24 protein-coding genes are annotated in these 26,318 nt (G+C 65.0%); 8 read left to right on the forward strand and 16 right to left on the reverse strand.

Annotation, left to right across the window (positions count from 1 at the left end; genetic code table 11):
• Nucleotides 1-25: 25 nt before the first annotated feature.
• From FB598_RS09300 to FB598_RS09315, 4 genes are all read right to left on the reverse strand, one after another.
• Nucleotides 26-649, reverse strand: coding sequence for a LysE family translocator (locus FB598_RS09300; protein ID WP_141914177.1), 624 nt, complete (start codon nt 647-649; stop codon nt 26-28).
• A 113-nt stretch (nt 650-762) separates the two neighbouring features.
• Complete coding sequence (locus tag FB598_RS09305) at nt 763-1,479, reverse strand: MgtC/SapB family protein (RefSeq protein WP_141913441.1); 717 nt, start codon at nt 1,477-1,479, stop codon at nt 763-765.
• A 165-nt stretch (nt 1,480-1,644) separates the two neighbouring features.
• Entirely contained in the window at nt 1,645-2,670 is a 1,026-nt protein-coding gene (locus FB598_RS09310; protein WP_141913440.1) for a TRAP transporter substrate-binding protein, read from the reverse strand.
• Between the two features lie 268 nt (nt 2,671-2,938).
• A complete protein-coding gene (locus FB598_RS09315; RefSeq protein ID WP_141913439.1) occupies nt 2,939-3,730 on the reverse strand; it encodes a phytanoyl-CoA dioxygenase family protein in 792 nt (263 codons plus the stop codon).
• A 268-nt stretch (nt 3,731-3,998) separates the two neighbouring features.
• On the opposite strand from FB598_RS09315, the gene FB598_RS09320 reads away from it, so the two are divergent.
• Nucleotides 3,999-5,069: an MBL fold metallo-hydrolase gene (locus FB598_RS09320; protein ID WP_141913438.1), complete on the forward strand. Its 1,071-nt coding sequence runs from the start codon at nt 3,999-4,001 to the stop codon at nt 5,067-5,069.
• Nucleotides 5,070-5,097: 28 nt separating this feature from the next.
• Here the strand turns inward: FB598_RS09320 and FB598_RS09325 are convergent, their stop codons facing one another.
• Together FB598_RS09325 and FB598_RS09330 are read right to left on the reverse strand one after the other, a co-directional pair.
• On the reverse strand, nt 5,098-5,655 hold the full coding sequence (locus FB598_RS09325) for a phosphonate degradation HD-domain oxygenase (RefSeq protein ID WP_141913437.1): 558 nt from the start codon (nt 5,653-5,655) through the stop codon (nt 5,098-5,100).
• A 148-nt stretch (nt 5,656-5,803) separates the two neighbouring features.
• Nucleotides 5,804-6,019 carry a glycine zipper 2TM domain-containing protein gene (locus tag FB598_RS09330; protein WP_141913436.1) on the reverse strand — a complete coding sequence of 72 codons (216 nt, stop codon included), beginning with the start codon at nt 6,017-6,019 and terminating at the stop codon, nt 5,804-5,806.
• Between the two features lie 203 nt (nt 6,020-6,222).
• On the opposite strand from FB598_RS09330, the gene FB598_RS09335 reads away from it, so the two are divergent.
• From FB598_RS09335 to FB598_RS09345, 3 genes are all read left to right on the forward strand, one after another.
• Nucleotides 6,223-6,639, forward strand: coding sequence for a PaaI family thioesterase (locus tag FB598_RS09335; protein WP_141913435.1), 417 nt, complete (start codon nt 6,223-6,225; stop codon nt 6,637-6,639).
• 104 nt (nt 6,640-6,743) lie between these two features.
• Complete coding sequence (locus FB598_RS09340) at nt 6,744-7,826, forward strand: alpha/beta fold hydrolase (RefSeq protein ID WP_141913434.1); 1,083 nt, start codon at nt 6,744-6,746, stop codon at nt 7,824-7,826.
• A gap of 123 nt (nt 7,827-7,949) precedes the next feature.
• The gene (locus FB598_RS09345; protein WP_141913433.1) at nt 7,950-8,546 is read left to right on the forward strand and encodes a GNAT family N-acetyltransferase; all 597 of its coding nucleotides are present in this window, start codon (nt 7,950-7,952) and stop codon (nt 8,544-8,546) included.
• 81 nt (nt 8,547-8,627) lie between these two features.
• Here the strand turns inward: FB598_RS09345 and gabD are convergent, their stop codons facing one another.
• The 6 genes from gabD to gabT form a co-directional block, all read right to left on the reverse strand.
• Nucleotides 8,628-10,088 (reverse strand): NADP-dependent succinate-semialdehyde dehydrogenase, encoded by a 1,461-nt coding sequence (gene gabD / locus FB598_RS09350; RefSeq protein WP_141913432.1) that lies wholly within the window; start codon nt 10,086-10,088, stop codon nt 8,628-8,630.
• A gap of 19 nt (nt 10,089-10,107) precedes the next feature.
• The gene (locus tag FB598_RS09355; RefSeq protein WP_141913431.1) at nt 10,108-10,941 is read right to left on the reverse strand and encodes an ABC transporter permease; all 834 of its coding nucleotides are present in this window, start codon (nt 10,939-10,941) and stop codon (nt 10,108-10,110) included.
• 28 nt (nt 10,942-10,969) lie between these two features.
• Nucleotides 10,970-12,253 (reverse strand): ABC transporter permease, encoded by a 1,284-nt coding sequence (locus FB598_RS09360; protein ID WP_141913430.1) that lies wholly within the window; start codon nt 12,251-12,253, stop codon nt 10,970-10,972.
• Nucleotides 12,254-12,330: 77 nt separating this feature from the next.
• On the reverse strand, nt 12,331-13,383 hold the full coding sequence (locus FB598_RS09365) for an ABC transporter substrate-binding protein (protein WP_141913429.1): 1,053 nt from the start codon (nt 13,381-13,383) through the stop codon (nt 12,331-12,333).
• 109 nt (nt 13,384-13,492) lie between these two features.
• On the reverse strand, nt 13,493-14,626 hold the full coding sequence (locus FB598_RS09370; protein ID WP_141913428.1) for an ABC transporter ATP-binding protein: 1,134 nt from the start codon (nt 14,624-14,626) through the stop codon (nt 13,493-13,495).
• 47 nt (nt 14,627-14,673) lie between these two features.
• Nucleotides 14,674-15,957, reverse strand: a complete 1,284-nt coding sequence (gene gabT, locus FB598_RS09375; protein WP_141913427.1) for a 4-aminobutyrate--2-oxoglutarate transaminase — start codon at nt 15,955-15,957, stop codon at nt 14,674-14,676.
• A 117-nt stretch (nt 15,958-16,074) separates the two neighbouring features.
• Between gabT and FB598_RS09380 the strand changes: the two genes are divergently transcribed.
• Nucleotides 16,075-17,637: a PLP-dependent aminotransferase family protein gene (locus tag FB598_RS09380; RefSeq protein WP_141913426.1), complete on the forward strand. Its 1,563-nt coding sequence runs from the start codon at nt 16,075-16,077 to the stop codon at nt 17,635-17,637.
• Between the two features lie 17 nt (nt 17,638-17,654).
• Here the strand turns inward: FB598_RS09380 and FB598_RS09385 are convergent, their stop codons facing one another.
• Nucleotides 17,655-18,584, reverse strand: coding sequence for a LysR family transcriptional regulator (locus FB598_RS09385; protein WP_141913425.1), 930 nt, complete (start codon nt 18,582-18,584; stop codon nt 17,655-17,657).
• Between the two features lie 154 nt (nt 18,585-18,738).
• Between FB598_RS09385 and FB598_RS09390 the strand changes: the two genes are divergently transcribed.
• On the forward strand, nt 18,739-19,746 hold the full coding sequence (locus tag FB598_RS09390) for a zinc-binding alcohol dehydrogenase family protein (protein WP_141913424.1): 1,008 nt from the start codon (nt 18,739-18,741) through the stop codon (nt 19,744-19,746).
• 191 nt (nt 19,747-19,937) lie between these two features.
• Nucleotides 19,938-21,260: a hemolysin family protein gene (locus FB598_RS09395; RefSeq protein ID WP_141913423.1), complete on the forward strand. Its 1,323-nt coding sequence runs from the start codon at nt 19,938-19,940 to the stop codon at nt 21,258-21,260.
• A 108-nt stretch (nt 21,261-21,368) separates the two neighbouring features.
• Here FB598_RS09395 and FB598_RS20710 read toward each other — a convergent pair whose 3' ends face one another.
• From FB598_RS20710 to FB598_RS09405, 3 genes are all read right to left on the reverse strand, one after another.
• Nucleotides 21,369-21,533 carry a hypothetical protein gene (locus FB598_RS20710; protein ID WP_183405725.1) on the reverse strand — a complete coding sequence of 55 codons (165 nt, stop codon included), beginning with the start codon at nt 21,531-21,533 and terminating at the stop codon, nt 21,369-21,371.
• 13 nt (nt 21,534-21,546) lie between these two features.
• On the reverse strand, nt 21,547-23,307 hold the full coding sequence (gene ggt / locus FB598_RS09400) for a gamma-glutamyltransferase (protein ID WP_141913422.1): 1,761 nt from the start codon (nt 23,305-23,307) through the stop codon (nt 21,547-21,549).
• A 195-nt stretch (nt 23,308-23,502) separates the two neighbouring features.
• Nucleotides 23,503-24,561, reverse strand: coding sequence for a LacI family DNA-binding transcriptional regulator (locus FB598_RS09405; protein WP_141913421.1), 1,059 nt, complete (start codon nt 24,559-24,561; stop codon nt 23,503-23,505).
• A 379-nt stretch (nt 24,562-24,940) separates the two neighbouring features.
• On the opposite strand from FB598_RS09405, the gene FB598_RS09410 reads away from it, so the two are divergent.
• On the forward strand, nt 24,941-26,293 hold the full coding sequence (locus FB598_RS09410; RefSeq protein ID WP_141913420.1) for a GntP family permease: 1,353 nt from the start codon (nt 24,941-24,943) through the stop codon (nt 26,291-26,293).
• Nucleotides 26,294-26,318: the final 25 nt, after the last annotated feature.

Below are 26,318 nucleotides of genomic sequence, written 5' to 3' on the forward strand. Positions count from 1 at the left end.
CGGTAGCGTCCGGCACGATCCCCCGTCAGCGGATCAGTTGGCGAATCCCCAGGAACACGATCAGGCTGCCGCAGCAGCGGTCGACCAATACCGCACTCTTGCGGTAGCGCGCGGCGACGCCGCCGTGCGACATCACCAGCGCCAGGAAGCTGTACCAGCTTCCCGCCACCACCAGCACCACGCCCAGCATGGCCGCGAAGGTCGGCCACGACACATGCGCCGGCGCCGCCGAGGCGAACACGGCAGCGAAGAATGCCATCGATTTCGGATTGACGATATTGGTCAGGAAACCCTGGATGAAGGATGACTTCAGGTCGTCGGTCTGCGCCATCCCGGCGGCCGCGGCGCCCAGTTGCTTGTGGCTGGCCCTGGAGATCAGGCGCGAACCGAACCACAGCAGGTAAGCCGCGCCGATCACTTTCACGATCAACGCCACCCAGGGGAAGGCGGCGAACACGATGCCCACGCCCAGGATGGCGCAGGAGGCCCAGAACAGGTTGACCAGCACGATGCCGGCCACCAGCGCCAGCGCCGCCGCACGGGTGGAGGAGGCGGCCTTGTGCAGCACCGCCACGAAGTTGGGGCCGGGAATGATGACGCCGGTGATATAGACGGAAAAAACGGCGAGGACGGCGGACCAGTTGATCAGGTGCATGGCGGTAATGGCAGGAGAGGGCGGCACAGGAGAGGGCGGCACAAGCCCACGATGATAACGCATCGCGGCGCCGCGCGTAGCCTGCCGGCCATGGCGCGCAACCCGCTTCAGTCGGTAGTGCTGGGACTCCAGAAGGCCTGCTTGACCGCCGGCAGCGCCTGCAGGCGGGCAACCAGGGCGTCCAGCTCGTCGCCGTCGACCGAGGTGGCGGCCAGCGTGGCTTCGATTTCCACCTCGTCTTCGGTGAAGGAGCGTATTTCCAGGTCGTGCGTCGGGTAGCGGCTTTGTTCCAGCATCTGGTTGACCTGGGCCAGCACGTGCTTCTGGTGCTCGCTGTCGACGATCAGGTGCAGGGTGTTGGTGACTTCCACCGACGGCATGTCCAGCGGCTTGCGGTTGATGGTGTTGACCACCGGGCGCAGCAGCGTGTTGGCGGCCAGCACGAAAATGGTGGCGACGATGGCTTCGAGGATCAGGTCGGCGCCGGCGGCAGCGCCCACCGCGGCCGAGCCCCATAGCGTGGCCGCGGTGTTGATGCCGCGCACATTGCCTTCTTCGCGCATGATCACGCCCGCGCCGAGAAAGCCCACTCCCGACACCACATAGGCCACCACATGCACCGCGCCTTCATGGCCGCCCATGCGGTTGGCCATGTCGACGAACACCGCCGCGCCCAGCGCCACCAGCACGTTGGTGCGCAGGCCGGCGGTGCGTTGGCGGTATTGGCGTTCCAGCCCGATCAACCCGCCCAGGATGAAGGCGGCGGTCAGGCTGATGACGGTGTCGAGCAGGGAGTCGAGATTGATGTTGTGCAGGATTTCCATGGGCGATCCGGGCTGCATGTGGTGAATGGGATGCGCTGCGATGGCCGCGATGACGGGCAAATGCGCCAGGCGGCTGCGCGATGTTGCGCGATGATGCCCCAAAAATGCAACAGGCGCGTGACAAAAATCTGCCGCGCGCCTGTTCCCGCTGCCTGAAACCCGCCTTCAGGACAGCTTGCCGCTGTACTTCTCCAGGATGCTCCAGGCCTGGTCGCCGAATTTCTTGTGCCATTCGTCGTAGAACTTGACCTGCCTCAGCCTGGCGTGGAAGGCCTCATGGTCGGCATCGTTGAGCTGGATGCCCCTGGCCTTGAGTTCGCCGGCCAGCGATTCGTTGAGCTTGCGTACGTCTTCACGCTGCTTCACGCCGGCGGCGTTGACGTTGGCGCGGACGATTTCCTGCAAGTCCCTGGGCAGGCGCTCGAAGGATTTCTTGTTGCCCAGCATCCAGAAGCCGTCCCACATGTGGTTGGTCAGCGAGCAGTATTTCTGCACTTCGTAGAGCTTGCCGGTGTAGATGATCGCCAGCGGATTCTCCTGGCCCTGCACGATGCCGGTTTGCAGCGCCGAATAGACCTCGGCGAAATTGATGCTGGTGGGCGACACGCCCAGCGCCTTGAACATCGAAGTCCACAACGGGCTGGGCGGCACCCGCAGCTTCATGCCCTTGAGGTCGTCCGGATTGCGGATGGGCTTGGCATTATTGGTGATCTGGCGGTAGCCGTTGTCCCAGATCTTCTCGAAGGCGAACAGGGTCGACTTGCCCTGGATCTCTTGCCGCATGTGGGCGCCGAGGTCGCCGTCCAGCGCGGCCCAGACCGTGTCGTAATCCTTGAAGGCGAAGCCCATGCCGGAAATCTGCGCCACCGGCACCAGCGTGCCCAGCGTCAGCGAGGACAGGGTGAACATGTCGATGGCGCCCGAGCGCACCTGCGCCAGCATGTCGGTGTCGCCGCCGAGCTGGTTGTTGGGATAGATCTGCAGTTCGATGCGGCCCTTGGATTGCTCGGAAATCTCCTTGGCCATTTCGGCGGCCCGGATATTCATCGGGTGCGTCATGGCCAGGTTGTTGGCGTATTTGAGGACGAATTCGGCGGCGTTGGCGCGCTGCGACCAACTGCCGGCGGCAAGGGCGAGCGACGCCGCCGAGGCGGTCTTGAGGAAGTCGCGGCGCGAGTTGAAGTGGTTCATGGGTGTCTCCGTTGGCTTTTTATATGCGGCCGCAGGCGACACGGCCGGGTGGCTACGAGATGCAGGTAGGGCGGGATGCGACGGGTCAAGCGCGTTGCGGTGTTGCCAATCCGATTGCCGATCAATTGCCAATCAATTGTCGATTACGCGCATCGCCATGCCGGTTTCCGCTTTTGTTTCCGATGCGGATGCGGCGATGCGTTTGCCCATCCGCGCGGCGCATTGCGCGCCGGCGGATGGGAACAGGGAAACCCAAAAGGCTTATGGCTTACGCCGCCTTCTGGCCGATGTAGCGGGACAGCGCGTCGTCGGCGGTGGGCTTGACCGGGGTGAAGTCCTGATGCGCGATGAATTCCGGGCGGGTCGGCTTGCGGATCGCATTGGAGACCGCATTGAGCGTCAGGTAGACGATGCGGCGCGGGTAAGGCGTGATATTGCCGGCCGAGCCGTGCACCAGGTTGGCGTGGAACATCAGCACGCCGCCGGCGCGGCCGGTGGGGGTGACGATGCCGTTCTTTTCCACCAGCTCGGTAACGGTGGGCTGGTCCAGCGTCCACAGCGGATACGAGGTGGTTTCCAGGTCGTGCTCGGACTTGAGCGCGCCCGATTTGTGGCTGCGCGGCACCAGCATCAGCGGGCCGTTGATCGGCATCACTTCATCCAGGAACACGGCGATGTTCATCGCGCGCGCTTCCGGCATGCCGTCGTCGGCATGCCAGGTGGGGAAGTCCTGGTGCCATTGCCAGACCTCGCCGGTGAAGGCTGCCTTGGCGTTGATCTTGAACTGGTGCACGTAGACGTCTTCGCCGAACAGCTGTTGCAGCGGCTTTACCAGGCGCGGGTGCGAAGCCAGGATGTTGCAGGCATCGTTATAGGTGTGGGCGGCGAAGGCGGTGCGCGGCGCGCCGTTCTTTTCGCGCCAGATCTCGGGGCGCTGCTGCGCCAGCACGTTGGCGGCTTCCTGTTTCAACAGCGCGATTTCGTCGGCGTTGAAGCATTCGGGCAGGAACAGGTAGCCCAGTTCATCGAAATCCTTGAGCTGCTGGGGGGTGAGTTGCATGCTTGTCTCCTCGGTTGTGGGTTGGATTGCGGTTGGGATATTGTTGGTTTTATCGTGTTCTGTATACAGAATGCGACGTAAATGCAGCTTTGTCAAACACAAAATGCAGCCGTTGCGGATGAGGCCGCCATCGCTGCCCGGGATGGTTCTGCGGGCGGAGGACTGGTTGCATGAGCGGTTTGATATGATGGAAAAATTGCGGCGCGGCGTATCTGGATATCCACAGGCGCGGCGCTCCTTTTCTGTTTTGCGTTCTACGTTCCCGATCATGATTTTTCGCCAATTGTTCGACGCCGCCTCGTCCACCTACACCTACCTGCTCGGCGATGGCGGCGAGGCGCTGCTGATCGACCCGGTCTATGAGCAGGTCCCGCGCGATCTGGCGTTGCTGGACGAGCTTGGCTTGCGCCTGCTGGCCACGCTCGATACCCATGTGCATGCCGACCACGTCACCGGCGCCTGGCGCCTGCGCCAACGTTGCGGCAGCGCCATTGCCGTGGCGCAGGCCGCCGGCGCCGAGCTGGCGGACCGCCCGCTCAGGCATGGCGACCGCATCGCCTTCGGCTCACGCCATCTGGACGTGCGCGCCACGCCCGGTCACACCAACGGTTGCCTGACGTATGTGCTGGACGACCGCAGCATGGCCTTCACCGGCGACAGCCTGCTGATCCGCGGCTGCGGGCGCACCGACTTCCAGCAGGGCGACCCGCGCCAGCTGTTCGCCTCGGTGCGGGAGCAGATCCTGAGCTTGCCCGATGCCTGCCTGCTGTACCCGGCGCACGACTATCGCGGCGTCACCGTCACCAGCGTGGCCGAAGAGCGCCTGTTCAATCCCCGCCTGGGCGGCGGGGTGGATGTCGGCGACTTCGTCGGTTACATGAGCAACCTGAACCTCCCGCATCCCAAGCTGATGGCGCAGGCGGTGCCCGCCAACCTGCGCTGCGGCCGTCCCGAGGGCGATGCGCCGCCGCTGGACATGCCCGATTGGGCGCCGCTGACCTTGCGTTTCAGCGGCATCTGGGAAATCGCGCCGATGGCGCTGCTGGAACATGCATCAGCCGTGCAGATCGTGGATGTGCGCGAGGAGTCGGAATTCATCGACCGGCTGGGTCACTTGCCGGGTGCGCGGCTGCTGCCCTTGTCGCAATTGCCGCAACGGCTGGCGGAGCTGGATCGTGAACGGCCGGTGGTGGCGGTATGCCGCTCGGGCGTTCGTTCGGCGCAAGCCTGCGCGATGCTGGGCAAGGCCGGTTTCGGCAAGGTGGCCAACCTGGCCGGAGGCATGCTGCAATGGCATGCCGAGGCCTTGCCGGTGGAGTGCGTGTCAGAGAAGCAATGAGGCGCGCGGGCATTTCCCGCGGCCGGGATCAGGTCGCGGATGCCCGCAGGCAGTGGGTGAAATAAGCCGAGAAGTGCGCGTAATCGGGCGTGGCGCATCCGGCCTCCTTGGCCAGGTCGTCCCAGCGCCGCAACCTGACGGCATCGGTCGCATGGGGCCGGGCGATGAAATCCCGAACCCCGTCGTCATCGAAGATGCCGCCTTGCAGCTGCAGGCTGCGCACCGAATCCTCGGACAGGGTGGAGAAGTAGGCCGGATCGACCGCGCACAGGTAGCGCTTGGCATCGACGTGCAGGCGGATGGGCGCCAGCACGTCTTCGTCGAACAACTGGCGCAGGAAGGGGAGGATGCGGTACTGGTGCAGGTCGTCGATGCCGGCCATGGTTGGCGTGGCGCCATTGTCTTCCAACATATGGCCCAAGTCGTGCAGCAGGCTGGCCACGATCAGGCTGGGCGATGCGCCTTCCCGCTCCGCCAGGGCGGCGGTTTGCAGCGCGTGCTCCAGCTGCGTGACGGGTTCGCCGGTGTATTGCGTGTGGCCATGTTGCTGAAACAGCAGGCCGATGTCTTCAAGAGTCAATGCCATGGATGCCAGCCTTGTTGCGATGCGACAGGAAAACCGGGCGGCGCCAGTGACGGCGCCGCCCGGTTCTGTTCAGGCATGCAAGTATGGCCGGGAAATATGACGGTTTGGTGAAGCGGCTTGTCCGGGCTTCAGGTCGGCCCGGGAGGGATTACCTGCCGATCTGGTGGCCGATCACTCCGCCCACGGCAGCGCCGCCGGCCGTGCCGATGCCGCTGCCGCCGGTCAGGATGGCGCCGGCCACCGCGCCGACGCCGGCGCCGACGGCGGTATTCTTGTCTCGCCGCGACATGTTGCTGCAACCGCTCAATACGGCCAGCGCGCAGATGGTGACGGAGATGACGGTCATTTTATGGATTGTTTTCATGATGACGTTTTTCTTGAAGTGGTGAAATTCTTCGGTAGTGCCCGGTGGCCCGGGCGACCCCGATGCCAAGGGGAGATGCTGCAGATAGTTACATGGCACACGGTTTCCGGTTGCAAGATTTTGTAAGCGATCTCTTACAGTTGTTACATCTCGGGCGCCGCCAGGCGGCCAGCCACACCAAAACATACAGGGAGACCATCCAGATGAACAGTATGCAAGAGCGGATCACCGCCAGTTTCAATGCCCAGGGCCTGATGCAGACGCTGGGGGCCGGGTTGGTGTCGGTGGCCGACGGGGAGGTGCATATCGCCCTGCCTTTTTCCGCGCACCTGACGCAGCAGCACGGCTACCTGCATGCCGGCGCGACCACCAGCATCGTCGACAGCGCCTGCGGCTATGCCGCCTTGACCAGGGCGCCGGCCGGTTGCGAAGTGGTCACCGTCGAATTCAAGATCAACCTCATGCGCCCGGCCATCGGCGAGCGCTTCCTGGCGATCGGCCGTGTGCAGAATTCGGGCAGGTCACTGGCGGTCTGCAGCGGCGAAGTCCATGCGTTCACCGCGGGCGGCAGCAAGGTGGTCGCACTGATGCAGGCCACCATGGCCCATGTGCCCGCCTGAAGCGGGACGCATTGGCGCCTGATGTTGCGGTGCGGTTTTGCGCTGCCAGGGGAGCGCGGTTAGGATGACGCTTTTCGCAACGCAGTCCTCCTACAAGGAACCCAATGAACCTGTTTTCCTGCAGCCGGCGTTTTGCCGGCATGTTGTTGTCCTCTGCGGCCATCGGCCTGTGCGCATCGTCGCCGGCGGGCGCGGCCGGCCATCCGGCGCCGGTGGAGGGCGACTGGGTCGCGCCGAGCTTCGTCTTCCATAACGGCCAGTCGCTGGACAACTTGCGCCTGCATTACGTCACCATCGGCAATCCCGGCAACCCGGCGGTGCTGGTGCTGCACGGCACCTACCAGACCGCCGGCGCCATGCTGGGCAAGGATTTCGGCGGCGAGCTGTTCGGCCCCGGCCAGCCGCTGGACGCCAGCAAATACTTCATCGTGATCCCGGACGGCATCGGCGTGGGCAAGTCGACCAAGCCCTCGGACGGCTTGCGCGCCGCTTTCCCGCAGTACAACTATGCCGACATGGTGCTGGCCCAATACCGCATGCTGACCGAAGGGCTGGGCATCCGGCGCCTGCGCCTGATCATCGGCAATTCCATGGGCGGCATGCAGACCTGGCTGTGGGGCGGCACGTATCCCGGTTTCGCCGACGCGCTGGTGCCGATGGCGTCGCAACCCACCGAAATGTCCAGCCGCAACTGGATGATGCGGCGCCTGCTGGTCGAATCGATCAGGCAGGATCCGGCCTGGAACAACGGCAACTACACCGTGCAGCCGCCTTCGCTGCGCCTGGCCAACAGTATGTTCGTGGTCGCCACCAACGGCGGCACGCTGGCGTACCAGCAGATCGCCGGCACCCGTGCCCAGGCCGACAAGCTGGTCGATGAGCGCCTGGCCGCACCGGTGACGGCCGACGCCAACGACTTCATCTACCAGTGGGGCTCCTCGGCCGACTACAACGCCATGCCGGGTTTGCCGAAGATCAAGGTGCCGCTGCTGGCGATCAACTCCGCCGACGATGAACGCAACCCGCCGGAAACCGGCCTCTTGCAGGATGTGTTGAAGGGCATGCCCAATGCCCAACTGCTGCTGATCCCGGCCAGCGTGCAGACGCGCGGCCACGGCACCACCGGCATGGCGCGCTTCTATGCGCGCCAGCTGGATGAGTTCATCAAGGGACTGCCGGCACGCTGAGCGGGGCGGGGGAGGGCATCCCTCTGCATCTGTTGCGCGGGGATTTGCGCGCATCTGTTCATCGCGCGCGGATGCGCGGTGCGGCATCATGGCCGTCCCATCCCAACTTGCTCCCGGAGCCGCATGTCCGCTTTCCTCGCGCCGCAGCCGGTGCTCACCGGCACTCTCGTCGAACTCCGGCTGCTGGCGGCCGGGCATCGCCAGGCCTTGCTTGATGCCGCCGCAGATGGCCAGTTGTGGAACATGACGCTGACCGTGGTGCCGGGCGAAAAGACCATCGACAATTATCTCGCTACCGCGCTGGAAGGATGGGCGGCCGGCACTGTCATGCCATTTGTGATCATCGAGCGCGCCGGCGGGAAAGTCATCGGCACCACGCGTTTCTGGAAGATGGACGCCGCCAACCGCAAGCTGGAAATCGGCCATACCTGGCTGTCGCAATCCTTCCAGCGTACCGGCGTCAATACCGAGGCCAAATACCTGCTGTTGCGGCATGCTTTCGAAGCGATGGATTGCGTGCGGGTGCAGTTCACCACCGATGAACTCAACGACCGTTCGCGCGCCGCCATCCTGCGCCTGGGTGCCCGGCAGGAAGGCATCGTGCGCCACGAGCGCATCATGCCGGATGGCCGCAAGCGCAACTCGGTGCGCTTTTCCATCATCGATGACGAATGGCCGGAAGTGAAGGCGCGGCTGCTGGAAAAGATGGGGCGCGGATAGATCTTCCCGGGCTTGCCAACGTTGCCGCACCCGCCGTCTCCTCCATGCAAGCCGGGATCCGGCAGGCGCGTCAGCCTCGGTTCAGATGCCGCCCATGCACAGGTACTTGACGACCAGGTAGTCGTCGATGCCATAGTGCGAACCCTCGCGCCCCAGGCCGGACTGCTTGACGCCCCCGAAGGGCGCCACCTCGTTGGAGATCAGGCCGGTGTTGATGCCAACCATGCCGCTCTCCAGGCCTTCGGCCACGCGCCAGATGCGGCCGATGTCGCGCGAGTAGAAATAGCTGGCCAGGCCGAATTCGGTATCGTTGGCCAGCGCCAAGGCTTCTTCGTCGGTCTTGAAACGGAACAGCGGCGCCATCGGCCCGAAGGTTTCCTCGCGCGCCACGCGCATGGCCGGCGTCACGTCGGCCAGAACGGTGGGTTCGAAGAAGCCGTGGCCCAGCGCATGCCGCTTGCCGCCCAGCAGCACGCGAGCGCCCTTGGCCACGGCGTCGGCCACATGTTGCTCGACCTTTTGCACCGCCTGCTCATTGATGAGCGGCCCTTGCGTGGTGTTCTGGTCCATGCCGTCGCCTACTTCCAGCTTTTGCACCGCCGCTACCAGTTTGGCGGCGAAGGCGTCGTAGACGCCGTCCTGCACGTAGATGCGGTTGGCGCACACGCAGGTCTGGCCGGCGTTGCGATACTTGGAGGCGATCGCGCCTTCGACCGCGGCATCCAGGTCGGCATCGTCGAAGACGATGAAGGGGGCGTTTCCGCCCAGTTCCAGCGACAGTTTCTTGATGCTGGCAGCGCATTGCTGCATCAGCAGCTTGCCCACGGCGGTCGAGCCGGTGAAGGACAGCTTGCGCACGATGGGGTTGGACGTCATCTCGCCGCCGATGGCCTGGGGCGAACCGGTCACGACGCTGAAGACGCCGGCCGGGATGCCGGCGCGTTCGGCCAGTACCGCCAGCGCCAACGCCGAGAACGGCGTGGCCTCGGCCGGCTTCAATACCATCGGGCAGCCGGCGGCCAGCGCCGGGCCTGCCTTGCGCGTGATCATCGCGGCCGGGAAATTCCACGGCGTGATGGCCGCGCATACGCCGATGGCTTCCTTGACCACCACGATGCGGCTGGACGGCGAGGGCGAGGGGATGGTGTCGCCATAAGTGCGCTTGCCTTCCTCGGCGAACCATTCGATGAAGGAGGCGGCGTAGCCGATCTCGCCCTTGGCCTCGGCCAGCGGCTTGCCTTGTTCGGCGGTCATGATCAGCGCCAGGTCGTCGGCGTTGGCCAGCATCAGCTCGTGCCAGCGGCGCAGGATGGCGCTGCGTTCCCTGGCGGTCTTCTTTTTCCAGGCCGGCCAGGCGGCGTTGGCGGCCTCGATGGAGCGCCGCGTCTCGGCCGCGCCCATCTGCGGCACCTGTCCCAGGAGTTCGCCGTTGGCGGGGTTGAACACATCCAGGGTTGCGCCGTCGTCGGCATCGCGCCATTGGCCGTTGACGTAGGCTTGCTGGCGCAGCAGGGAAGGGTCTTTCAGTTGTAGTTGCGGCATGATGGTTTCCTCGGATAAGTCAGAAGCGCGCGGCCGCCTTGTTGCGTCCGCGCAGCCATTCCAGCGCCAGCAGCAGGCAGGTCGAGAAGATGATCAGGATGGTCGCCAGCGCGGCGATGGTCGGGCTGATGTTGTCCTTGATGCCGGCGAACATCTGGCGCGGCAGCGTGGCCTGGTTGGGGCCGGCCACGAACAGCGTGAGCACCACTTCATCGAAGGAGGTGGCGAAGGCGAACAGCGCGCCCGAGATCAGCCCCGGCGCGATCACCGGCAGCGTGACGCGGAAGAAGGTGCGCAAGGGGCCGGCCCCCAGGCTCAAGCTGGCGCGCACCAGGTTGTGGTTGAACCCCTGCAGCGTGGCCAGCACGGTGGTGACCACGAACGGTGCGCCCAGCGCCGCGTGCGCCAGGATCAGGCCGAGGTAGCTGTCGGACAGGCCGATGCGCGCGAAGAACATGTACACGCCCACGCCGACCACCACCACCGGCACGATCATGGGCGAGATCAGCACCGCCATCAGCACGCCCTTGCCGCGAAAGTCGGCCTTGTTCAGGCCGACCGCCGCCAGCGTGCCGAGCACGGTGGCGATCGCCGTGGCGGCGGGGGCCACGATGAAACTGTTTTGCGCCGCGCGCATCCAGTCATCGGAAGCGAACAGGTTCTGGTACCAGCGCAGCGACACCCCCTTGATCGGATACATCAGGAAGCTGCTGTCGGAAAACGACAGCGGGATCATCACCAGGATCGGCAAGACCAGAAACAGCAGCACCAGCAGGTTGAAGCTGCGCGAGACGAAGAACCACAGGCGCTCGGCCAGCGAGACGTAGGGCGGGAAGAGAGGCGGTTTGTTCATGGCGGTTCCTGTATTGGCCGGCGGCGCGTCAGGCGATGCCGGCATCGAGCTTGGCGAAGCGGCGGTACACGCCGTACAGCACCAGCGTGCCGGTCAGGAGCAGCGCGCCCAGGGCGCAGGCCATGCCCCAGTTGATGGTGGTGTTGATGAAGTAGGCGATGAAGTAACTCACCATTTGCTCATTGGGGCCGCCCAGCAGCGCCGGCGTGATGTAGTAGCCGCCGGCCATGATGAACACCAGCAGCACGCCGGCGCCGATGCCGGGATAGGTCTGCGGCACGTACACGCGCCAGAACGCGGCAAAGGGATGACTGCCCAGCGACACGGCGGCCTTGAGGTAGCTTGGCGGCACCGATTTCATCACGCTGTACAGCGGCAGGATCATGAAGGGCAGCAGGATGTGCGTCATCGAGATGTACACGCCGACACGGTTGAACACCATCTCCAGCGGCGCGTGCGTGATGCCTGTGAGCATCAGCGCCTTGTTGACCAGGCCTTCGGATTGCAGCAGCACGATCCAGGCCGCCACGCGCACCAGGATCGAGGTCCAGAACGGGATCAGCACCAGGATCATCAGCAGGTTGGCGCGGCGTTCGCTCATGGTGGAGAGCCAGTACGCCAGCGGATAGGCCAGCAGCAGGGTGATGATGGTCACGACCGCGCTCATCCACAGCGTGCGGCCGAAGATGGTGCGGTAGATGGAAGCGTCGGGGGCGGCCTGGACGATGTCGCCGTAGACGTTCTGGCGCAGGTCCATCGCGGCCAGCAGGTAATAGGGGGAATAGCGCGAGCCGTTCTGCGCGATCACGCGCCAGACGTCCGGCTGGCCCCATTGCGGGTTGAGGGCGATCAGGGCGTCCTTGGCGGTGGACGGCGCCAGGGGCTTGCCCGCGGCATCGCGCAGGGGCATGGCGCGCGCGGTGCCCATGATCAGCGAGCGCGCGCCGGACAACTCGATGTTGATACGGCGCGCCAGCTGGCCGGCGGTGGTGTCTTCCTTGGCGCGCGCCAGGTCTTCGGCCAGTTCGGCGAAGGCCAGGTCGGGCGGCAGCGCCTGGCGGTCCCATTTGGCCAGCGCGGCCACGGTGCGCGGCAGCGTGGCCGCGACTTCGGGATTTTCGACGGCGCGCTGCAGCAGCGCCACGATAGGCGCGACGAAGGTCAGCAGCAGGAAGATCGCCAGCGGCGCGATCAGCGCCAGGGCGGCGACGCGCTTGCGGGTGTCGGCGGCGCGCAGTTCGCGCCTGAGTTGCTGCGGTGTCGGTTCGGCCAGTGGCATGGCTGCTGCAGGGCTGGTGGCGATGGTGGTCATGGTTCGGTATTCCTGGTGCGGCAAGGGTAAAGCGTAGCCGGCGCCTGCACCGGCGCCGGGTCAGGAGCCAGCGCCAGTTACTTCGCGACCCAGGCCGAGAAGCGTTGTTCCAGCTCCTCGCCGTGGTCGGTCCAGAACTGCAGGCTCAGCTGGATGGAATCCTTGGTGTTGGCCGTGGACGTCGGCAGGTTGGCCAGGGTCTTGGCGTCCAGCAGCTTCAATGCGCCCTTGTTGACCGGGCCGTAGGCGATATTGTTGGCATAGGTCTTCTGGGTCTCGGGCTGGCTGGCGTAGCTGATGAACTTCTCGCCCAACGCCTTGTTCGGTGAACCCTTGGGGATCACCCAGTAGTCCAGCGTATAGACGCTGCCGGCCCAGACCACCTTGAGGTTCTTGCCTTCGCGCTGGGCGGCGTCGATGCGGCCGTTGAAGGCATTGGCCATCACCACGTCGCCGGAGGCCAGGAACTGCGCCGGCAGCGCGCCCGCGTCCCACCACTGGATGTACGGCTTCAGCTGGTCCAGCTTCTTGAAGGCGCGGTCCACGCCGCCTTTTTCAGACAGCACCTTGTAGACATCCTTGGTCGGCACGCCGTCGGCCATCAGCGCGAACTCCAGATTGAATTGTGCGCTCTTTTTCATGCCACGTTTGCCGGGGTATTTCTTGACGTCCCAGAAATCGGCCCAGCCGGTCGGCGCGGTCTTGAGCTTGTCGGCGTTGTAGGCCAGCACGGTAGACCAGACGAAGGCGCCCATGCCGCATTCGCTGACGGTGGCTTCGGGAATGTAGTCGTCCTTCTTGATCGTCTTGGCCAGGTCGAGCTTCTCGATCAGGCCGTCGTCACAGGCGCGGTTGAGGTCGCCGCCGTCGATTTCCACCACATCCCAGCTGACTTTCTTCGCTTCCACCATGGCCTTGACCTTGGCCAGTTCGCCGTTGAATTCGGCGGTCACCACCTTGGTGCCGCTGCTTTTCTGGAAGGGGTCGACGTAGGCGACCTTCTGCGCGTTGGCGTTGGCGCCGCCGAAGTTGACCACGGTCAGTTCCGCGGCCGCAGCCGAAGTTGCGCCGACGGCAAACAGCATGCCCAGGGCGAGTGGGGATAACAGGGCAGGAGATAGGCGTTTCATGTGTTCCTCGTTGGTTATGTTGCGATGTTGGAGTTGTACCTGGAACTGCCGGCAATCTTGTGTTGCCTTCAAGGATTGAAGCCGCTGCTGCGTTCAGACCATGCCGCGCTTAGAGAAAGCAGCGCAGGTACTGCGGCGCAATCTCGAGCGTCGCCTCGCCGCCTTCGGCCAGGCCGGCCAGTGCCGGGTCGGACAGCGCAAGCTTGACGAAGCAGTCGTCCTGGCCGGCCACGCTGCAGCGCACGCGCACGTGGTCGCCAAAATAGATCAGGCCGGCGATGCGCGCCTTGATGCGGTTGGATCCGGCGCTCTCGGGCGCGGCGCCCGCATGCAGGCGGATGCGCTCGGGCCGTACGCAGGCGACGACCGTCTGGCCGGCATGGGCGCGGTGCACGTTCAATCCGGTGAGTTGCACGCCGTCCGGCAGGCGCAGGGCGCAGCGTTCGCCGCTGACCGATTCGACGCCGCCCTTGAAGCGGTTGTTGTCGCCGATGAAGTTGGCCACGAACTGGTTCTCGGGATATTCGTAGAGCTCGGTCACCGGCGCCAGCTGCTGGATCACGCCCTGGTCGAACACCGCCACGCGGTCGGACATGGTGAGCGCTTCGCTCTGGTCGTGGGTGACGTAGACGAAGGTCACGCCCAGGCGCTTGTGCAACGCCTTCAGCTCCAGCTGCATGTGCTCGCGCAACTGCTTGTCGAGCGCGCCCAGCGGCTCGTCCATCAGCACCAGCTGCGGATCGAACACCAGCGTGCGCGCCAGCGCCACGCGTTGCTGCTGGCCGCCGGAGAGCTGGGTCGGATAACGGTCGCCGAACTTGCCCATCTGTACCATGTCCAGCGCCTGTTTGACCTTGGCTTCGCGCTCGGCGCGCTTCATCTTGCGCACCGACAGCGGGTAGGCCACGTTCTGGGCGATGGTCATGTGCGGGAATAGCGCGTAGTTCTGAAACACCATGCCGATGTTGCGCTTGTGCGGCGGCACGCGGTTGAGCAACTGGCCGTCCAGGCGGATCTCGCCGCCGGTGGGAAATTCGAAGCCGGCCAGCATCATCAGGCAGGTGGTCTTGCCCGAACCCGATGGGCCCAGCAACGTCAGGAATTCGCCGCGGCGGATCTCCAGGTCCAGGTTCTTGACGATCAGGTTTTCGCCGTCATAGGTCTTCTTCACGCCGCTGAACTGCACCAGCACCTCGCCGGCCTGCGGCGCGATCTCTTCTTGTCTCAATGCGTTTGCACTCATTGTCGTTCTCCCTCTTTAGCGAAATCAGGCGCGATGCAATGCAAGACTCAGGCCAGCCGCATCGCGGCCGACAGGATCTCCAGCGCCTCGTCCATGACGGTATCGGGAATCGTCAGCGGGAACAAGAAGCGGATGACGTTGCCGCTGCTGCCGCAGGTCAGCAGCAGCAAGCCGTTTTGCAGCGCGTGCTGCTGCACCTTCCTGGCGTACTCGGCGTCCGGCTTGTTGCTGCCGGGCTGGGTGAATTCCACCGCCACCATTGCCCCCAGGCCGCGCACTTCGCCGATTTGCGGCACGGCCGATTTCAGTTCTCCCAGGTGGTCCTGCAATTTCTGGCCCAGGCGCGCGCCGCGCGCCACCAGGTTTTCTTCGGCAATTACCTCCAGCACCGCCAGCGCCGAAGCCACCGCCAGCGGGTTGCCGGCATAGGTGCCGCCCAGGCCGCCGGGGGCGGGCGCGTCCATGATCTCGGCGCGGCCGCAGACGGCGGCCAGCGGCATGCCGCCGGCCAGGCTCTTGGCCATGGTCATCAGGTCGGGCAGCACGTCGTAGTGTTCCATCGCGAACAGCTTGCCGGTGCGGGCGAAGCCGGTCTGCACTTCATCGGCGATGAGCAGGATGCCGTACTCGTCGCACAGCGCGCGCAGGCCGCGCATGAACTCCGGCGGCGCGGCGTAGAAGCCGCCTTCGCCTTGCACCGGCTCCAGGATGATGGCCGCCACGCGTCTGGGATCGACATCGCTCTTGAACAGGTTGGCCACCGCATCCAGCGCGTCGGCGCTGCTGATGCCGTGCAGGGCGTTGGGGTAGGGCGCATGGAACACCTCGCCCGGGAACGGGCCGAAGCCCAGCTTGTACGGCGCCACCTTGCCGGTCAGCGCCATGCCCATCATGGTGCGGCCGTGGAAGCCGCCGGCGAAGGCGATGATGGCGGGACGGCCGGTGTGGGCGCGGGCGATCTTGACGGCGTTTTCCACCGCTTCGGCGCCGGTCGAGAACAGCGCGGTCTTCTTGGCGTGGTTGCCCGGGGTGACGGCGTTGATGCGCTCGGCCAGTTCCACGTAGCTTGCATACGGCACGATCTGGTAGGCGGTATGGGTGAATTTTTCCATCTGGGCGCGGATGGCGTCCATCAGCTTGGGATGGCGGTGGCCGGTGTTGAGCACGGCGATGCCGGCGGCGAAGTCGATGAAGCGGCGGCCCTCCACATCCCACAGCTCGGAATTGGAGGCGCGTTCGGCGTAGAAGTCGCACATTACGCCCACGCCGCGCGGGGTGGCGGCGTTCTTGCGCTGCTGCAGTTGCTGGTTGCTGATGGCCTTGCTGTTCATTGCTTGCTCCGGTGAAAGGGCGCCTCGGCGGCGCATGAAATTCTTGTTCCGGAACCGATACTAAAACCGAAATGGATCTGTAATATAGAGCCAATATTAAATATTTGATGGTGCCAATTGAAGCTCGTCTCGCTCTCCGATTACCTGCTGCTGCGCATCGAACGCGGCGCGCAAAAGAACGCTCCGGCCAAGGCCGGAAAGACCTCCGGTCATGGAAGCACCGCAGCGAAAACGGCCGTGCGCGGCCCCCGCATGCCCATCAACCGCCAGATTTACCAGCTGATCCGCGAAGCCATCCTGGCGCAGACGCTGCCGGCCGGATGGCAGTTGCCGTCTTCGCGCGACCTGGCGGCCGAGCTTGGCATGTCGCGCAACACCGTGACCTACGCCTACGAGCAACTGCTGGCCGAGGGCTACCTGGAAAGCCGCACCGGCGCCGGCACCTTTGTGGCCGATACCGCGCCCGACCAGATCCCGGAGGCGGTCGAGCGCATCGAGCCGCTGACCGATCCGTCGGGCAAGTCGGAACTGTCGGTGCGCGGCGCCATGCTCACGCGCCAGGCGGGCGTCGGCGAGCGGCAATGGGGCGCCTTCATGCCCGGCGTGCCGGACGTGACCTGCGTGCCGCACAAGGTGTGGAGCCGGTTGCAGAACAAGCATTGGCGCCGCTCCAATTCGGATTTGCTGACCTATGGGCCGGGCGCCGGCTACGCGCCGTTGCGCGAGGCGGTGGCCGAGTATCTGCGGGTGGCGCGCTCGGTCAATTGCAATGCTTCGCAGGTGCTGATTACGACCGGCATCCACCAGTCGATCGACATCGTGGTCAAGCTGCTGGGCGAGCATGGCGATTCGGCCTGGGTGGAGGATCCGTGCTACTGGGGCACGCGCAGCGTGCTCAATTCGCTGGGCATACAGTCGGTGCCGATCACGGTCGATCAGGAGGGCATGCGCATGCGCCTGGCCAACCTGCGGCGGCCGCCGCGCTTCATCTGCACCACGCCTTCGCACCAGTATCCGCTGGGCATGGTGATGAGCCTGTCGCGTCGGCGCATGCTGCTGGAGTACGCCGCCGCGCACAAGGTGTGGATCATCGAGGATGACTACGACAGCGAGTTCCGCTACGGCGGCCGTCCGCTGGCGTCGCTGCAAGGCATGGACACGCACGACCGCGTGCTCTACATGGGCACCTTCAGCAAGATCATGTTCCCGGGCCTGCGCATCGGCTTCCTGGTGGTGCCGGAGTCGCTGGCGAAAGCCTTCTCGACCGGCATCGCCGAGCTCTACCGCAACGGCCAGGTGTTCCTGCAGGCCACCCTGGCCGACTTCATGGGGGAGGGGCATTTCGCCTCGCACATCCGCAAGATGCGCGTGCTGTACGCCGAGCGGCTGCAACTGCTGCAGCGCTCGATCGACCATCACTTCGGTGAAGCGATGACCATCACCGGCGGCGAGGCGGGCTTGCATCTGGTGCTGGGCTTGCCGCCGGAATGCGACGATGTCGCCATCTGCGAGGAAGCGCTGCGCGCGGGCATCATCGTGCGGCCGCTGTCACGCTATTACATGCACGCGCGCAGCGCGCGGCGCGGGCTGCTGCTGGGCTACGCCAGCGTGCCCAACGCGGAGATAGCACCCAGCTTCGACAAGCTGGCGGCGGTGATCAAGCGCCACCTGCCAGGCTAGGACCTGGGGAGATGGGCTCAGGCCCGCGCCGCCAGCTCCCGTTCCAGGTCGGCGTGCAGGGCGGCGCAGCGCGAGGCCAGCAGCGCCTGCAACTGGCGCACCGCCGGCGAATACTGGCGCCGGTGCGGGCACACCAGATGCAGCGGCACCGCCTGGCCGCGCTGCTGCGGCAGGATGATGTCCAGGCGTCCGGCGCGCACGTCGGCGCCTACATCCAGCCAGGACTTGTAGGCGATGCCTTCGCCGGCCATGGCCCAGCGCCGCACCACGTCGCCGTCGTCGGCGACCAGCGGCCCCTTCACTTGCACGGTCTGCTGGCCATCGGCCAGCGGGAAGGACCATTTGTCGTAGACCCGGTTGTGCAACTGGTACTGCAGGCAGTCGTGCTGCGCCAGCTCCTGCAGCGTTTGCGGCGCGCCGTGCCGGCGCAGGTAATCGGGGGAGGCCACCAGCACGCGCCGGTTGTCGGGCGCCAGCGGCAGCGCGATGAAGCTGGCATCGTCCATGCGGCCATAGCGGATGGCGATGTCGACCGGGGCGCGGAACACGTCGGCCACCAGGTCCGACACCTGCAGGCGCAGATCCAGCCTCGGATTGTCGCGGCGGAATTCCGCCAGCCAGGCCAGCAGCACGTTGCGGCCGAGGTCGGACGGCGCGGCCACCTGCAGCGTGCCGTACAGTTCGGTGTCGCTGCCGCGCAGGCCATCCTGGCCTTCGCGCAAGGTCTGCAGCGCTTCCAATGCATAGGGCAGGTAGCGCTCGCCTTCTTCGGTCAGGCGCAGGCTGCGGGTGGAACGGGCGAACAGGCGGATGTCGAGGTCGCGCTCCAGGCGGCCGATGGCGGCGCTCACCTGGCCGGGCAGCAGGTTCGCCTCGCGCGCGGCCTGGGAGAAGCTGCCCAGGGCGGCCGAGCGGACAAACAGTTGGAGATCTTCTAAGCGGATCATTTTCACGTCTGGAGTGAAAGTCTTAATCGGGAATGCGGATGGCCGACGCGCCGGCGCTTGCTTAATATGGACGCCAATGGTGGAGGGTATGCCGGCATGGCCGGGGAGATCGTCTTCCACCGAAGATCACTTTACCTCTGGAAAAGGAAATGACATGAAAGCCATAGTCTACACGCAGCACGGTTTGCCGATTGCCGATGCCAATTCCCTGCTGGATACCGACTTGCCGCAGCCCACGCCGGGCCCGCGCGATTTGCTGGTCGAGGTCAGGGCGGTATCGGTCAACCCGGTCGATACCAAGATCCGTATCGGCGCGCCGGCCAAGGAGCCGCGCGTGCTGGGGTGGGACGCTGCCGGCGTGGTGCGCGCCGTGGGTTCCGGGGTGACGCTGTTCAAGGCCGGCGATGAGGTGTTCTACGCCGGCTCCATCACGCGTCCCGGCTCCAACAGCGAACTGCATCTGGTGGACGAGCGCATCGTCGGCGCCAAGCCCCGCAGCCTGGGCTATGCCGACGCCGCGGCGATCCCGCTGACGGCGATCACTGCCTGGGAACTGCTGTTCGACCGTCTCGCGGTGCCTGAGAACGGCGGCGACGGCAAGCGCCTGCTGATCATCGGCGCGGCCGGCGGCGTCGGTTCCATGCTGGTCCAGCTGGCGCGCAAGCTGACCCGCCTGACCGTGATCGGCACCGCGTCGCGCAAGCAGACGCAGCAATGGGTGGGCGAGCTGGGCGCGCATCACGTGATCGACCATAGCCAGCCGTTGCCGGAGCAATTGCAGAAAATCGGCCTGGCCAATGTCGACATCGTCATCAGCCTGACCCATACCGACCAGCATTACGCCCAGATTGTCGAGGTGCTGGCGCCGCAGGGGCAGTTCGCGCTGATCGACGACCCGGCCACGCTGGATGCCGTGCCGCTCAAGCGCAAGAGCATCTCCCTGCATTGGGAGCTGATGTTCACCCGCTCGATGTTCGAGACGCCCGATATGATCCGGCAGCACCAGTTGCTGCAGCGTGTGTCGTCGCTGATCGATGAGGGTGTGATCCGCACCACGCTGGGCGAGCATTTCGGCCGGATCAATGCCGACAACCTGCGCCGCGCTCACGCACTGATCGAAACCGGCCGCGCGCGCGGCAAGGTGGTGCTGGAAGGCTTCTGAGCCGGGCGGTTTGCGCTGCCGTAGAGGGGGAGCAGCTTGCCCGTCGTCCCGGCAGCGGCCATGCAACGTCACGATGGAAAGTTGTCTTTAACGCAATCTTCCGGGGTCACCCCATGGCGCATGGTAAATTACGGAGTCCGGGCCGGCATGTTTGGGCCCGGGCCCCTCGACAAGCCCTATAGGAACCCTAGTTGGAAAATATATTACTGATCGTCGCAGCCTTCTTCCTGGTTGCGTTGAACGGTTTTTTCGTTGCAGCAGAATTCAGTCTGGTCAAGTTGCGCCAAACGCGCATCAGGGCCATCGCAAAAACACAAGGCCTGCGCGGCCGCATCCTGGCGGTGGTCCACAACCAGCTGGACGCCTACCTCTCCGCCTGCCAATTGGGCATCACGCTGGCCTCGCTGGGCCTGGGCTGGATCGGCGAACCGGCTTTCGCCCGCCTGCTCGAGCCGCTGTTCTCGCTGGCCGGGGTGACCAACCAGGAACTGATCCACGGCGTTTCCTTCGTGTTCGCCTTCTTCGTCATCTCCTTCCTGCACATCGTGGCCGGCGAACTGGCGCCCAAGTCCCTGGCCATCCGCAGCCCGGAAAAGCTGGGCCTGTGGTGCGCCTTGCCGCTGTACGGTTTCTACTGGGGCATGTATCCGCTGATCTGGGTGCTCAACGCCAGCTCCAACTGGCTGCTGCGCGTGGCCGGCCTGGGCGGCGTGCACGGCCATGACGCGCATTACTCGTCCGACGAACTCAAGCTGATCCTGCGCGCCGGCAACAAGAGCGGCAAGAACGGCAAGTTCACCCGCGACGAATGGAACGTGCTGGCGCAAAGCCTGAACTTCGCCGAACTGGATGTGGCCGACATCATGCGCCCGGCCAGCGAGATCGTGGCCCTGGGCGACGACATGACGCTGGAGGAGAACCTCGGGATCATCTACCGCAACCGCTTTTCGCGTTACCCGTATTTCGACGCCGAGCGCCAGCAGGTGCTGGGGCTGGTGCACCTGAAGGATGTGTTCCTGGCGCAGCAGGACGGGCGCGCCGTCGCCGACCTGAAGGCCTACCTGCGCCCGGTGCAGTACATCTCGCCGGCGCTGCCGGCACTGGACCTGCTGCGGCGCTTTCGCACCGGCTCGCCGCACTTCGCCATCATCGGCAAGAAGGGCCAGCCGCCGGACGGCTTCATCACGCTCGATAACATGCTCAGCCTGCTGGTGGGCGAGATCCGCGACGAGTTCCGCCACAACACCGGCGAGTGGACGCGCCAGGACGACGGCAGCTTGCTGGGCAAGGGCAGCCTGCCGATCGTCACGCTGGAGAACATGCTGGGCATCGATATCGAATACGACGACAGCATCGACTCGGTCGGCGGCCTGGTGATGGAGAAGCTGGGCGATTTGCCCAAGGAAGGCCAGCGTATCGAGTTCCCGGCGTTCGACGTGGTGATCAAGCGCATGTCGGGGCCGAAGATCGTGCTGGTGAAGGTCAATCCGAAACTGCAGGAAGGGCGGGAGTAAGGATGGTTCAGGCCAACTGAAAGAGATTGAGGCGGGGATTGAGCCATTGTCGGTTCGAGTGACCGCCTCACTGTCGTCCTGACGAAGGCCAGGACACAGTCTCGTTTGTCATGCCTCATTGGCGCAGGAAGAGCGCAACGAACGTCGCTGGATCCCGGCATGCGCCGGGATGACGGAAGAATTGGCGAAGATCCCGCAAGCATCAAACAAAAATGCCGCGACGTTCATCACGTCGCGGCATTTTTGTTGGCGGCCGCAGCCGCCGGTTTGCATCGGGTATTGCGGATCAGAACCCCAAGGTACGCCCGTCCGGATTGCGCGGATCGGAGAAGCCGTAGAAGCCGTCCGGCTTGATCTGGATGGTCTGGGTGCGGCCCATCGAGGGCTGGACGCTGACTTTCTGGCCCTTGTCCTGCAGGATCTTGACGGTGTCGGCCGACAGGCCCTTTTCCACGCGCAGCTGGTCCGGCGCCCACTGGTGGTGGATGCGCGGCGTGATGGTGGCTTCGGCCACGTTCATGTCGTAGTCGATCACGTTGAGGATGGTCTGCAGCGTGGTGGTGATGATGCGGCTGCCGCCCGGGCTGCCGGTGACCAGGAAGGGTTTGCCGTCCTTGAGCACGAAGGTGGGCGACATCGACGACAGCGGGCGCTTGTACGGGCCGACTGCGTTGGCGTCGCCGCCGACCAGGCCGAACGCGTTGGGTACGCCCGGCTTGGCGGAGAAGTCATCCATTTCGTTGTTCAGGGTGATGCCGGTGCCGGTGGCCACGATGCCGCTGCCGAAGTTCAGGTTCAGCGTGTAGGTGGTGGCCACCAGGTTGCCGTCCTTGTCGGCTACCGAGTAGTGCGTGGTCTGGTCGCTTTCATACGGCTGCGGCTGGCCTGGCTTGATCTCGGACGACGGGGTGGCGCGGTCCGGGTTGATCTTCTTGGCCAATTCATCCGCGTAGGCGCGCGAGGTCAGGCCCTTGACCGGCACCTTGGTGAAGTCGGGGTCGCCCAGGTATTCGGAGCGGTCGGCATAGGCCAGCTTCATGGTCTCGGCCATCAGGTGGATCGACTGCGCGCTGTCGGCGCCGTATTCCTTGAGCGGATAGCGTTCCAGGATATTCATCATCTGGATGATGTGCACCCCGCCCGAGCTCGGCGGCGGCATCGACATGACCTGGTAGCCGCGGTAGTTGCCGGTGACCGGCACCCGTTCCACCACCTTGTAGTTCTTCAGGTCATCGGAGGAGATCAGGCCGCCGTGCTTGTCCATCTCGGCCACGATCTTCTTGGCGATGGCGCCTTCATAGAAGGCCTTCGGGCCTTCCTTGGCGATCAGCCGCATCGACTTGGCCAGGTCTTTCTGCACCAGCATTTCGCCGGCCTGCAGCGGACGGCCGTCCTTGAAGAAGATGGCGCGGCTCGACTCCCACTGGCCCAGGTGCTCGCGCTCGGCGGCCAGGATCAGCGCCAGGCCGGGGCTGACCGGATAGCCCTTTTCGGCCAGCTCGATGGCCGGCTGGATCACCTGCGACAGCTTCATGGTGCCGTACTTGGCCAGCGCATGCGACAGGCCGGCGACCGTGCCGGGCACGCCCACGGCCAGGTGGGTATACAGCGAGCGGCCGGGCACCACGTTGCCCTTGTCGTCCAGGTACATGTTGCGGGTGGCGCGCTGCGGCGCCATTTCGCGGAAGTCCAGCGCCACGTTCTTGCCGGTCTTGGCGTCGTGGATCATCATGAAACCGCCGCCGCCGATGTTGCCGGCATTGGGCAGCACCACCGCCAGCGCAAAGCCGACCGCCACGCCGGCGTCGACCGCATTGCCGCCCTTCTTCAGGATATCCACGCCGACCTTGGTGGCCAGCTCCTGCTCGGTGGCGACCATGCCGTGCTTGGCATGGACCGGGCTGATGATGTCGTAGGTGAGGTCGTACTTGATGACCGGCGCCGCGGGCGCAGGCGTCTGTGCGCAAGCCGGCATGAATGCCAGCGAGGTACAGAGGGGCAGCAAGGCCAATGCGGCCGGCTTGCAAAGTCCGGTGAATTTTTGCATGTGGATTCTCCTGATATCTGGACTTGTCGTGGTGGTTATTGTTTTAGAACATTTTGTGCCTTGCATGCCGCTATCGGTGGCGGCATGCAATCGATGGCGGCACCCGGTGATTGTAGAGGTTGCCCCGAACCTGTCTATAGGATTTCTCTGACAAGCGCCGGATTATTGGCGCCGCTTTCCTCCAGGCATGGGCGCTCAGGTGCTTTCGCGCACTGCCAGTTCGAAGCCGAGGTCGAGCCGCCCTTTGGGAATGTCCTCGCCCTTGAGCTGGCGGATCAGCATTTCCGCCGCCTTGTAGCCGATGTCGTAGCGCGGGGTGATGACGGTGGTGATGGAGGGAGTGGCGCAGGCCGCCCATGAAAGGTCGTTGAAGCCGGCGATGGCCAGTTGCCCGGGCACCGCGATGCCCTGGCGCTGGCATTCGAACAGCGCGCCCAGGGCCAGGTCGTCGTTGCAGCAGAACACGGCGTCGCAGTCGGGGCGCGTTTCCAGGACCCGGCGCAAAAGCTGCGCGCCCATGTCCACCGTGGTCGGCAACGGCAGCAGCACTTCCACGGCGGGATCGATGCCGGCCTCCTGCAAGCCTTTGCGAAAGCCCTCGCGGCGTTTCATCATGCGCGGGTCGAGCTGGGCGGCGATGAAGGCCGGGCGCCGGTAGCCGCGCTCGGCCAGGTGGCGCGCCACCGCATAGCCGGCCCTGGTCTGCGAGAAGCCGACCGAGTATTCGTCGTTGCTGCGCCCCAGGTCGAACATGCGTACGGCGGGGATGGTGCGGCTGGCCGGGCGGCTTTGCAGGATTTCATACTGTTCGCTGCTGGAGAGCAGGAAGCCGGCCGGCGCATGCGCCAGGTAGGTCGAGATCAGTTGCGCTTCCTTGTCGCGCGCATAGCCGGTTTCGCCGATCAGGAACTGGTAGCCGGCTTCGGCCAGGTAGTCGCGGATGCCGGAGAGCGTTTCGATGAACACGGCATTGGTCAGCGACGGCACCAATACCCCGATCACCTGCGAGCGCGCCGAGGCCAGCGTGGCGGCGGCCTGGTTGGGCACATAGCCCAGTTTCTCGATGGCGGCAAAGATGCGCTCGCGCGACTGTTCCTGCACCAGTTCCGGCATCTTCAAGGCGCGCGACACCGTCATCGAACTGACGCCGGCCTCGGCCGCGACATCGGTGATGGTGACGCGGCCGGTGGCCCGGCTGCCTTTCGGAACGGGGAGGGGAACGGTTTTTTTGTCTTGTGCTGCGCGCTTGCTCATGGCGGTGGAGTCGTCAATGTGGCCGACATCATACCGCGCCACGCCGCGGGCGGCGACCCGGAATCGGTTTCCCGCGGCCAATTGCCTGCCTGTGCCGCAGTGCAGCACAACAAGTGTTTGACCGGCTCGAAATGTTAGCGTTATCATCGCGCCCCATGTTAACGCTAACATATCGACCGCCGGAAACACGGCGGCGCAGTCGGCGCTGGCTACCACACTCAGGAATATTCAATAAAACACTACGAAGATAGTGCAGACGGACGCGCCGACATCATTGGCCGGCCGCAGGAGACGCTCGCCCGCAGCCGCCATGGCGATGGGCGCCCCTCCGGCGGCCAGCCAGGCCGCGCGCCGTCGGCTATCGGCATACGGAGATCCCATGCTGGGCATGAGCCACGAAGCAACACTGCTGTTTAACGCATTCATCGCGATCCTCGCGCTGGTCCTGATGATCACGCGCCTGCGCATCCACCCCTTCATCGCGCTGACCATCACGTCCGGCTTCCTCGGCCTGATTTCCGGCATGCCGTTGCCCAAGATCGTCAAATCCTTTCAGGACGGTTTCGGCGGCGTGCTGGGCTTCGTCGGCATCGTGCTGGGCCTGGGTACCATGCTGGGCAAGCTGATGGCCGAATCCGGCGGCGCCGACCAGATCTCGCAGACGCTGGTGCGCGCCTTCGGCCGCGAGCGCGTGCACTGGGCCATGATGATGGGCGCCTTCCTGGTCGGCATCCCGCTGTTCTTTGAAATTGGTTTCGTGTTACTGATCCCGCTGGTGTTCATCGTCGCGCGCCGCTCGGGCGTGCCGCTGTTCAAGATCGGCATGCCCATGCTGGCCAGCCTGTCGGTGATGCACGGCCTGGTGCCGCCGCATCCGGGCCCGCTGCTGGCCATCGGCATCTTCGGCGCCGATATCGGCAAGACCATCTTCTACGGCCTGATCGTCGGCTTGCCGACCGTCATCATCGCCGGCCCGATGTTCGGCTCCTTCATTTCCAAGTATGTCGACATCAAGCCGTCCGACGAACTGATGGCGCAACTGGCGCGCGAGCCGGAAACCAAGAACCTGCCGGGCTTCGCCGTCACCCTGGTCACCGTGCTGTCGCCGGTGTTCCTGATGCTGTTGAAGACCTTCGTCGACGTCAGCCTGCCGGAAGGCCATGCCGTGCGCGACCTGATGGACTTCGTCGGCAACCCCATCGTGGCCCTGCTGGCGGCGCTGCTGCTGGCGATGTGGACCTTCGGCATCGCCCGCGGCTTCACCCGTCAGCAAGTACTGAAATTCGTCGACCAGAGCCTGGCGCCGACCGCAGCCATCGTGCTGATCATCGGCGCCGGCGGCGGCTTCAAGCAGATGCTGGTGAACTCCGGCGTGGGCACCGCCATCGGCCAACTGGCCGTGCATGCGCAGATTTCGCCGCTGCTGCTGGCCTGGTTCGTGGCCGGCGTGATCCGCGTGGCGACCGGTTCGGCCACGGTGGCCACCATCACCGGCGCCGGCATCGTGGCGCCGCTGGTGGCGCTGGTGCCCGGCACCAACAAGGAACTGCTGGTGCTGGCCACCGGAGCCGGCTCGCTGATCCTGTCGCACGTCAACGATGCGGGCTTCTGGCTGGTCAAGGAATACTTCAACATGAGCGTGGGCGAAACCTTCAAGACCTGGACGCTGATGGAAACCCTGATTTCGGTTGTTGCTATCATCTTCATCATGCTGCTCAACCTGGTCGTGTAATTGCCATACCCGCCCGGCCGCGTGC

This window comes from Herbaspirillum sp. SJZ106 (assembly GCF_006715495.1).
GTDB lineage: Bacteria > Pseudomonadota > Gammaproteobacteria > Burkholderiales > Burkholderiaceae_D > Herbaspirillum.

What these genes read in the sequence shown, in the direction of transcription:
- FB598_RS09305 (WP_141913441.1), bottom strand. Translation starts at nt 1,479, where the DNA reads ATGGAAATCCTGCACAACATCAATCTCGACTCCCTGCTCGACACCGTC.
- FB598_RS09310 (WP_141913440.1), bottom strand. Translation starts at nt 2,670, where the DNA reads ATGAACCACTTCAACTCGCGCCGCGACTTCCTCAAGACCGCCTCGGCG.
- FB598_RS09315 (WP_141913439.1), bottom strand. Translation starts at nt 3,730, where the DNA reads ATGCAACTCACCCCCCAGCAGCTCAAGGATTTCGATGAACTGGGCTAC.
- FB598_RS09320 (WP_141913438.1), top strand. Translation starts at nt 3,999, where the DNA reads ATGATTTTTCGCCAATTGTTCGACGCCGCCTCGTCCACCTACACCTAC.
- FB598_RS09325 (WP_141913437.1), bottom strand. Translation starts at nt 5,655, where the DNA reads ATGGCATTGACTCTTGAAGACATCGGCCTGCTGTTTCAGCAACATGGC.
- FB598_RS09330 (WP_141913436.1), bottom strand. Translation starts at nt 6,019, where the DNA reads ATGAAAACAATCCATAAAATGACCGTCATCTCCGTCACCATCTGCGCG.
- FB598_RS09335 (WP_141913435.1), top strand. Translation starts at nt 6,223, where the DNA reads ATGAACAGTATGCAAGAGCGGATCACCGCCAGTTTCAATGCCCAGGGC.
- FB598_RS09340 (WP_141913434.1), top strand. Translation starts at nt 6,744, where the DNA reads ATGAACCTGTTTTCCTGCAGCCGGCGTTTTGCCGGCATGTTGTTGTCC.
- FB598_RS09345 (WP_141913433.1), top strand. Translation starts at nt 7,950, where the DNA reads ATGTCCGCTTTCCTCGCGCCGCAGCCGGTGCTCACCGGCACTCTCGTC.
- gabD (WP_141913432.1), bottom strand. Translation starts at nt 10,088, where the DNA reads ATGCCGCAACTACAACTGAAAGACCCTTCCCTGCTGCGCCAGCAAGCC.
- FB598_RS09355 (WP_141913431.1), bottom strand. Translation starts at nt 10,941, where the DNA reads ATGAACAAACCGCCTCTCTTCCCGCCCTACGTCTCGCTGGCCGAGCGC.
- FB598_RS09360 (WP_141913430.1), bottom strand. Translation starts at nt 12,253, where the DNA reads ATGACCACCATCGCCACCAGCCCTGCAGCAGCCATGCCACTGGCCGAA.
- FB598_RS09365 (WP_141913429.1), bottom strand. Translation starts at nt 13,383, where the DNA reads ATGAAACGCCTATCTCCTGCCCTGTTATCCCCACTCGCCCTGGGCATG.
- FB598_RS09370 (WP_141913428.1), bottom strand. Translation starts at nt 14,626, where the DNA reads ATGAGTGCAAACGCATTGAGACAAGAAGAGATCGCGCCGCAGGCCGGC.
- gabT (WP_141913427.1), bottom strand. Translation starts at nt 15,957, where the DNA reads ATGAACAGCAAGGCCATCAGCAACCAGCAACTGCAGCAGCGCAAGAAC.
- FB598_RS09385 (WP_141913425.1), bottom strand. Translation starts at nt 18,584, where the DNA reads ATGATCCGCTTAGAAGATCTCCAACTGTTTGTCCGCTCGGCCGCCCTG.
- FB598_RS09390 (WP_141913424.1), top strand. Translation starts at nt 18,739, where the DNA reads ATGAAAGCCATAGTCTACACGCAGCACGGTTTGCCGATTGCCGATGCC.
- FB598_RS20710 (WP_183405725.1), bottom strand. Translation starts at nt 21,533, where the DNA reads ATGCAAACCGGCGGCTGCGGCCGCCAACAAAAATGCCGCGACGTGATG.
- ggt (WP_141913422.1), bottom strand. Translation starts at nt 23,307, where the DNA reads ATGCAAAAATTCACCGGACTTTGCAAGCCGGCCGCATTGGCCTTGCTG.
- FB598_RS09405 (WP_141913421.1), bottom strand. Translation starts at nt 24,561, where the DNA reads ATGAGCAAGCGCGCAGCACAAGACAAAAAAACCGTTCCCCTCCCCGTT.
- FB598_RS09410 (WP_141913420.1), top strand. Translation starts at nt 24,941, where the DNA reads ATGCTGGGCATGAGCCACGAAGCAACACTGCTGTTTAACGCATTCATC.